The organism is Dietzia sp. IBK-p2-16D, from assembly GCF_057773085.1.
This window is the reverse complement of sequence record NZ_JBYMTL010000007.1, coordinates 245,376-252,895: the sequence shown is the minus strand read 5'-3', so window position 1 is coordinate 252,895 and position 7,520 is coordinate 245,376. Positions and strand designations below refer to the sequence as shown.

At 70.5% G+C, this 7,520-nt stretch carries 8 protein-coding genes; 4 read left to right on the top strand and 4 right to left on the bottom strand.

Annotated features, from left to right (window positions below):
- Positions 1-242: 242 nt before the first annotated feature.
- Positions 243-1,115 (bottom strand): aspartate dehydrogenase domain-containing protein, encoded by an 873-nt coding sequence (locus AC3DE3_RS15555; RefSeq protein WP_488370557.1) that lies wholly within the window; start codon positions 1,113-1,115, stop codon positions 243-245.
- 212 nt (positions 1,116-1,327) lie between these two features.
- Between AC3DE3_RS15555 and AC3DE3_RS15550 the strand changes: the two genes are divergently transcribed.
- Entirely contained in the window at positions 1,328-3,166 is a 1,839-nt protein-coding gene (locus AC3DE3_RS15550) for a flavin-containing monooxygenase (RefSeq protein ID WP_488370556.1), read from the top strand.
- A gap of 144 nt (positions 3,167-3,310) precedes the next feature.
- Complete coding sequence (locus tag AC3DE3_RS15545) at positions 3,311-3,970, top strand: TetR/AcrR family transcriptional regulator (RefSeq protein WP_488370555.1); 660 nt, start codon at positions 3,311-3,313, stop codon at positions 3,968-3,970.
- A 68-nt stretch (positions 3,971-4,038) separates the two neighbouring features.
- Here the strand turns inward: AC3DE3_RS15545 and AC3DE3_RS15540 are convergent, their stop codons facing one another.
- Positions 4,039-4,338: an EthD family reductase gene (locus AC3DE3_RS15540; RefSeq protein ID WP_488370554.1), complete on the bottom strand. Its 300-nt coding sequence runs from the start codon at positions 4,336-4,338 to the stop codon at positions 4,039-4,041.
- Positions 4,339-4,491: 153 nt separating this feature from the next.
- On the opposite strand from AC3DE3_RS15540, the gene AC3DE3_RS15535 reads away from it, so the two are divergent.
- Positions 4,492-4,686 (top strand): hypothetical protein, encoded by a 195-nt coding sequence (locus AC3DE3_RS15535; protein WP_488370553.1) that lies wholly within the window; start codon positions 4,492-4,494, stop codon positions 4,684-4,686.
- A gap of 107 nt (positions 4,687-4,793) precedes the next feature.
- Positions 4,794-5,270 carry an SRPBCC family protein gene (locus AC3DE3_RS15530; protein ID WP_488370552.1) on the top strand — a complete coding sequence of 159 codons (477 nt, stop codon included), beginning with the start codon at positions 4,794-4,796 and terminating at the stop codon, positions 5,268-5,270.
- Between the two features lie 66 nt (positions 5,271-5,336).
- Here the strand turns inward: AC3DE3_RS15530 and AC3DE3_RS15525 are convergent, their stop codons facing one another.
- Both AC3DE3_RS15525 and AC3DE3_RS15520 read right to left on the bottom strand, forming a co-directional pair.
- Entirely contained in the window at positions 5,337-5,792 is a 456-nt protein-coding gene (locus tag AC3DE3_RS15525; RefSeq protein ID WP_259821684.1) for a hypothetical protein, read from the bottom strand.
- Entirely contained in the window at positions 5,789-7,423 is a 1,635-nt protein-coding gene (locus tag AC3DE3_RS15520; protein ID WP_488370551.1) for a GMC oxidoreductase, read from the bottom strand. The genes AC3DE3_RS15525 and AC3DE3_RS15520 overlap by 4 nt, the downstream gene beginning before the upstream one ends.
- Positions 7,424-7,520: the final 97 nt, after the last annotated feature.

The window sequence follows — 7,520 nt, the reverse complement described above, 5'->3', positions numbered from 1 at the left end:
TGTCACCGATGTCCTTAGGCAGAACTGTCACCGATGTCCATCGACATGACACACCCTCCGCCGGATGCGCTGTCCCACTGACTTACGCTGCCGAAACGTACGCCTCAGAGGGGGGGTGCGCTGGGAAAACGGACCAGAGAGGGCGCGTAAGCCGCAGAGCCAGCGCACCCCGGCCCGGTTGAGCTGGCGGATCGCTCGTCCGGCCCCGCTGCCGGCTACCGCTGCCGGCTACCGGCTACCCGCTACCCGCGACCCGGGTCCGGACTGAGCACCACCACGCCCGGGCCCGCGCCCGCGCCGAGCGAGGCGAGGACCTCCGCGACAGACCAGGCGGTGATCGCCGAGGTGCGGCCACCGGAGTCGGGGTCCACGGAGTTCTCGAACTGCAGCTCGTAGCGCCCCATCGGTGATTCCCACTCCACGACGTGGCGAGTGCGCCGCACCTGGGGATCGGCGACCACGATCACCTCGGTCCGATCCAGCCCCAACGTGGCCAACGCGAGCGCGACCGAGGCGTTGGACGTGAGCGGGAACTCCAGCGCCGCCTCTCGAGCCGAGCCGCGGAACACCTCCCGGCTCTCCGCGAGCTGCTCGTCGACGTTCAGGGCGGCCGGGCTCTTGATGGTGTAGTGCCGCAGGCGGGCGTCGTCGTCCCCCACACGTGCCGCAGCGGAGAGGATGTCGAGCCCGCCGATAGCCCCGGCGGGCACCAGCACGCGCCCGGCGCCCGACCCTGACGCGAGGAGGTCGCGCGGGTCCTCGTGACGGGCGAACACCCCGCAGGAGCACACGACGATGTCCTTGCCGCCGGCCGTCACGCGCGGGATGAACTCCTCGGCAGCCTCGACGCTGCTGGCCTCGACCACGACGTCGGCTGTCTCTATCGCGCTGGTGACCTCCTCGTCCGAGCTGTGCGACCGGAGCACATCGCCGAGAAGGGCGCCGGGGACGTCGCCCTTCTCCAGTGCCCTGATCACCGCCCCGCCGATCGCGCCGGCACCGATCACCGACACCACCCGCGGTCGGCTGGGCGCGGGTCGGTCAGCGGGCCCGGTCGAGGGGTCGCGGGGCCGGCCCGACGCCGGCCCGGAGGAGGGGGAGATCGGAGGGGTCATGATGACGCCACCGTACCCACGTTGAGCAGCCACGACCGGCCAGCCGGCCGGGTCCTCCATCTGAGCTGGTCCTCGCCACCCCGCGCGCTCACTGTTGCGCGGATCACACCGAGCATGTAATGCTCATCACAACTTGACGGAGCGTCAAGTTTGTTCGACACCCCGTCCACCGGCCCCTCCCGGTGGACGCACCTTCGCCAAAGGACTCCAGCATGGCCTTTACCCTCCCCGAGTCGAAGATCCCCCTCGACATCGATTTCGACCCCGACCACCTCCGCCAGCGCTTCGAGGCGGACAAGCAGGCCCGACTGCGCAAGGACCAACTGGCCCAGTTCCAGGGCCTGGAAGATGTCCTCGAGGTGGACGACAGTGACCCGTTCTCCGACCCGATCACCCGCGAGCCGGTCACCGAGGAGCTCGACACCCTCGTCCTGGGTGGCGGGTTCGGGGGGCTGACCGCCGGTGCCTACCTCACGCAGAACGGCGTCGAGGACTTCCGGATCGTCGAGTACGGCGGCGACTTCGGCGGCACCTGGTACTGGAACCGCTACCCGGGCGTGCAGTGCGACATCGAATCGCACATCTACATGCCGCTGCTCGAGGAGACCGGGTACATCCCCAGCCAGCGCTACGCCGACGGCGCCGAGATCTTCGAGCACGCCCAGCGCATCGGCCGACACTACGACCTCTACGCCAAGACCTACTTCCAGACCCGCGCCACCCACGCGCAGTGGGACGAGCAGGCGCAGCGCTGGGAGGTCACCACCGACCGCGGCGACCGGTTCCGCACCCGCGTCCTCATGCGCTCCAATGGCGCGCTGACCAAGCCGCAGCTGCCCAAGGTCCCCGGCATCGGAGACTTCGAGGGCACGATCTTCCACACCAGCCGCTGGGACTACGACTACACCGGCGGGTCGGCAGCGGGGAACCTCGAGAACCTGCGGGACAAGCGCGTCGCCGTGGTGGGCACCGGCGCCACCGGCGTGCAGGTGGTGCCCTACCTCGGGCAGGACGCCAAGGAGTTGGTCGTGGTGCAGCGCACGCCGAGCGTCGTGCAACCGCGCAACAACCGCAAGACCGACCCGCAGTGGGCCGAGTCGCTCCGGCCCGGTTGGCAGTACGAGCGTCATGACAACTTCAACGGCATCATCTCCGGCCACGAGGTGGAGGGGAACCTGGTCGACGACGGCTGGACCCACCTGTTCCCGCAGTTGACCGGCCAGCCCCTGGTCGACAGTCCCGTCGGTGAGCTCCCGGAGGCGGACCAGGCGCTGGTAGCCGAGCTCGCGGACATGAAGCTGCTCATGGGTGCCCACCAGCGGGTCGACTCGATCGTCTCGGATCCCGCGACCGCCGACAAGCTCAAGCCGTGGTTCGGGTACATGTGCAAGCGGCCGTGCTTCAACGACGAGTACCTGCAGACGTTCAACCGGCCCAACGTCACCCTGGCCGCGTCGCCGACCGGGATCGACGGGATCACCGCCACGGGAATCGTCGTGGCGGGCACGCACTACGAGGTCGACTGCATCATCTTCGCCACCGGCTTCGAGACCGGGTCCGGCCCGGCGGGCATCTACGGCTACGACGTGATCGGGCGCGGCGGCCACTCGATGCAGGACTACTTCTCCGAGGGCGCCCGGACCTACCACGGGTTCTTCACCCACGGCTTCCCGAACTTCGTCGAGTTGGGGATGTCGCAGACCGCCTACTACGTCAACTTCGTCTACATGCTCGACCGCAAGGCGCGGCACGCCGCGCGACTGGTCAAGCACCTGCTGGACAACGACCTCGGCACATTCGAGGCGACGGCCGAAGCCGAGGCCGACTGGGTCGCGGAGGTGCGCCGGTCGAACGAGCCGCGTGAGGCCTACTGGGGCGCGTGCACCCCGGGGTACTACAACGGCCAGGGCGAGGTGTCCAAGGCCGTGTTCCGCGACGTGTACAACTCGTCCGAGATCGACTTCTGGAACATGATCGAGGACTGGTGGAATTCGGGCCGCTTCGAGGGCCTGGTGTTCGAGTTGTCCCGCGCTGCGGCCCCCGTGGCCTGACCGAGGACCTCTACCGCGTGGCCGCCGCCCGACCCCGGGGTCGGGCGGCGGCCTCCCGCACATCGCCGGGCGCCTCCACCGGATGTCTCCGCCGGCCCGCACGCCTGTCGAGCCGCGCGCCCCACGACCCTAGGATTGGCGACCATGGTTTCCGGCCCGTCACCGACAACGGCCTCCGACGCGATCGACGGCCGTCGCAGGCGGATCCCGAAGGGTGAGGTGCAGCGGCAGGGAATCCTCGACGGCTTCGAGAAGCTGCTCGGCGAGATGCCGGCGCTGGACATCTCCGTCAAGGACATCACCGAGGCCGCCGGGATCAAGCGGCCCAACTTCTACTTCTACTTCGAGTCCAAGGACGACGTTCTGGGTGAGTTGGTCGGCCGGGCGTGGGATGCCTGGGTGCAGACCATCGGGAGCTACCACCGCCGGGCCGGGGAACCGCATTCCGACTACTTCGATCGGTTGTTCGGCCAGTCATACGCCGCGTGGGTGGAACACGACCAGGTGATGGTGGCGGGTGTCCAGGCGACGGGATACGACGACAAGGTGAGGGCCCGCTGGACCGATCTGGTTACCGGGTTGAATCGTCACCTCTCGGAGCAGATGGGGCGGGACGCGAAGGCCGGTCTGATCTCCCCGTTGTCCGATGACCACGGGGCGATCGTGGAGAGGCTGACGGACATGATCGTCATGGCGTTCTACAAGGACCGCTCGCTCAAGCCCGCCGAGGCCGAGTCGGCCCGGATGCTGGCGTCCGTCAAGGCGATCTGGCTCGGGTCGTGGGGAGCGGCGGACGTCCGGTGACGCGCGAGCCCAGGCCCGTCCTGCTCGCGCTGACGGGTCGGGCCCGGGCTGCTACCCGGTGCTGCCGGCTACTCGATGCTGCCGACGAGCATGGACGGGGTGACGCCGAGGTTGGCGCCGTCCGCCACCAGGGCCCGGCCCTCCTCGGTGGACATCGCAGCACCCATCGCCTCGGCGTCCGCGAAGTACAGCTGGGCCATGAGGTGGAATTCGGGTGCGGATCCGTCCGGGCCGGGCAGGAAGCGGGTGACCTTGGCATCCTCGAGGCCGGGCACCTTGTGGGCGAGGGGGATGTGCGTCCCGATGTAGTACTCGTCGAACTTCTCGACGTCCTCGGGCGTGGGGTACAGGACGGTGAGGGTGATCAAGGTGGTTCCTTTCGCGGGAGCCCGGCCCGTTGGTGGGCTGCGGAGTGACGTAGCGGTGATGATGCCCCAGGCCACGACGCCGCGGGCCATGTCCGCCAGGTGCGTCTGCACTGATCCGTTGATCCCGCTCCGGGGTGGTCGTAGCGTGCACCCATGAGGGCATACGCGGCGGGACCGCTCGTCGGGCTGGGGCTCGTTTACGGAGCCGGGGTGGGCACCGTCCTCGGGGCCGTGATCGCCGGCGCCCCGAGCCTGGCCACCTGGATCGTGATGGGCGCCGGCATCGGTGTGGTCGTGGGGAGCGTCGCCGAACTGTGGCGTGACGTGGCGCGACGAACCTCGCACTGACCGCCGGCCACCAACCACTCACCACCGATTACAGACCACTGCGGTACCGGCCGCGGCCCTATCGTGATGTGATCCGATCCCGAGGCTCCCGGAAGGACTGATCCGCCATGACAGCCATCACCACCGTCGACCGCGGCCCCCGCGTCGTCGCCCGCAGTGTCACCGTCAACGCCCCCGCCGAGGAGTTGTTCGCGCTCGTCACAGACCCGCGGAAGCACGGGCTCGTCGACGGGTCGGGAACGGTCCGCGACAACATCAAGGGCCCGTCGACCCTGTCCGAGGGCGCCAAGTTCACCACCTCGATGCGCATGTACGGCGTCCCGTACCGCATCACCAGCACGGTCACCGAGTACATCGACACCCCCGAGCGGAAGGTCATCGAGTGGGCTCACCCCGCGGGCCACCGCTGGCGCTGGGAGTTCGCCCCGACCGCGGACGGGCGCACCGAGGTCACCGAGAGCTTCGACAACCGGACCTCGAAGATCGGGAAGTTCTTCGAGAAGGTCGGCGTCGCGGACCAGAACGCCGCCGGGATCACCGAGACGCTTTCGCGCCTGGCGGCGAGGTACGAGACCTCGGGCTAGCCACGGTCCGCCGACCGGTCGTGGCCGCGGCCGGGCCGGCGACCCGCCCGGCCGCCCACCCCGCGCTTAGGCCCGGGTGAGTAGCAGCGGAGCCGCCGCGACCCGCGACCAGGGCCCGCCCGCGAAGGTCAGGCCGATCAGGCGCCGGTCGTCGAGCGGCCGGAATTCGTCCCGCACCCAGCGCCACGGCACCGGGCTCGAGGCGCCGTACGAGCAGACGATCACCTGACCGCCGTCGAGCCACGAGGACTCCAGCGTCACCCGCATCGGCAGGGTCTCCCGTGGCGGGCGGCCCTCGTCGTCGTCGACCAGGTTCATCGCGCCGCCCCCGGGGGCGAAACGCTTGCCCTGCCAGCCCGGCATCCCGCCGAGGGCGATCGCGCGCGGCGCCACCACCCTCAGCGGTGCCGGGCCGAGAAAGGTGACGAGGTAGTCGCCCGGGGCGGGCGGGTCGGTCGGCGGCGCGGCCTGCGAGAACAGGGCGCGCAGTCGGCCGAGCGAGGTCGGCAGGGCGGCGGTCACGGGGCTCCGATCGTGGGGGACGCGGGGTTGGGGGACACGGCGCGGCGGGCCCGGTAGCGGGTGGCGAACCGCTCGGCCATGGCGGTGATGGTCAGGCTCGGGTTGACGCCGAGGTTAGCCGGGATCGACGACCCGTCCACCACGTACAGTCCCGGATGCCCGAAGACCTGGTGATCGGTGTCGATCACGCCGTCGGAGGCATCTGTGCCCATCGCCGCGCCGCCGAGCACGTGGGCGGTGATCGACTTGCCGCCCACGCTCTCGAGCAGCAGGTTGAGGGGCCGACCGCCCACGGACTCGGCGAATCGCCGCGCGACCTCGTTGGCCTGCGGCAGATAGCCGGGGGCAGGCTCGCCCTCCCCGGCCCGCGACCGCAACACCCGCCGCCACGGCGTGATCGGGGAGCGGTCGAACACGAGCCGGATCTCGTTCTCCACGTTCTGCATCACCGTGAACACGCTCAGGCGCTCGATGAAGTTGCGCGCGGTCATCAGCCGCACCTGCCGCACAGGGTGGCGGGCGAGCTCGGCCAGGGCCGCGCGCCGGCGACGGGCGGGGTCCGCGCCGTCGACCAGCGGGCCGAGCTGCAGCCGCATGTGCCAGCCGCCGACGTACCGGTTCTGGGTCACGTGCGTGGCGGCGTCCGGGTAGAACTCGCTCGAGATGGTGGGGCCGCGGGTGAGGTCGGCGTCCGGGTCGTCGGCCAGGACCGCGGTGATGGCCTCGGAGTTGGTGCGCACGCCCTCTCCGAGCCGGGCCGAGACGCGGGGGAGCAGGCCCAGCTCGCGGGAGCGGAACAGCAATTCGACGGTGCCGAGGACGCCCGCCGCCACCACCACCTCGGCCGCGTGGAGCGTCTCCCCGCCCGCGGTGCGGACCTCGAATCCACCGTCGGGGCGCTCGGCGATCGTGTCGACCTTCGTGTCCGGGCGGATCCGTGCGCCGCGGCGCTCGGCCAGCCACAGGTAGTTGAGATCGAGGGTGTTCTTGCTGCCGTACGGGCAGCCGACCAGGCACGCCCCGCACAGGCGACACCCGGTGCGGTCGGGCCCCTCGCCGCCGAAGAACGGATCCGGCACGGTCACGGCCTCGTCGCCGGGTGCGCCGAACCAGATCGCCATCGGGGTCGGGCCGTACGTCCCACCGGCGCCCATCGACCGGGCCGTGGCCTCGAGGTGCTCGTCCATCTCCCCGACGAACCGCGTCGTCTCGCGGCCAAGCATGCGGGCGGCGGTGCGGTAGTGCCCGGCCAGCTGGGCGCGCCACCCGTCGGCCACCGGGGGCCAGGCCGGGTCGGTGAAGAACTCGTCGGACGGCTCGAGCAGCACGCCGGCCCACACGATGCTGCCGCCGCCCACGCCCGCGCCGCCGATGATGCCCACGTGCCGCAGGACCCGCTGCCAGAAGAATCCCCTGAGCCCCAGCTCGGGCAGCCACAGATACCTGCGCGGGTCGGTGCGGGCGGCGAGGAGATCGGCGGGGGTATGACGACGACCCTGTTCGAGCACCAGGACCGAACGCCCCTCCTCGGCGAGCCGGAGAGCCGACACCGCGCCACCGAAACCGCTGCCGATCACGATGACATCAGCGGTGTCGGAGGGGCGCTGATCGCGCGGCGGGGCGGGGGTCATGCGCAGATCCTAGGACGGGTGTCCAGGTGCGCGGGGCGGATCGGATCGGGTCACTAGCAGCCCGATTCTCAGAAAGGGAACGGAAGCGGGAGCAGAC

Bases quoted from the DNA above. Each gene is read 5' to 3' on its own strand.
- AC3DE3_RS15555 (WP_488370557.1), bottom strand. From the start codon at position 1,115: ATGACCCCTCCGATCTCCCCCTCCTCCGGGCCGGCGTCGGGCCGGCCC.
- AC3DE3_RS15550 (WP_488370556.1), top strand. From the start codon at position 1,328: ATGGCCTTTACCCTCCCCGAGTCGAAGATCCCCCTCGACATCGATTTC.
- AC3DE3_RS15545 (WP_488370555.1), top strand. From the start codon at position 3,311: ATGGTTTCCGGCCCGTCACCGACAACGGCCTCCGACGCGATCGACGGC.
- AC3DE3_RS15535 (WP_488370553.1), top strand. From the start codon at position 4,492: ATGAGGGCATACGCGGCGGGACCGCTCGTCGGGCTGGGGCTCGTTTAC.
- AC3DE3_RS15530 (WP_488370552.1), top strand. From the start codon at position 4,794: ATGACAGCCATCACCACCGTCGACCGCGGCCCCCGCGTCGTCGCCCGC.
- AC3DE3_RS15520 (WP_488370551.1), bottom strand. From the start codon at position 7,423: ATGACCCCCGCCCCGCCGCGCGATCAGCGCCCCTCCGACACCGCTGAT.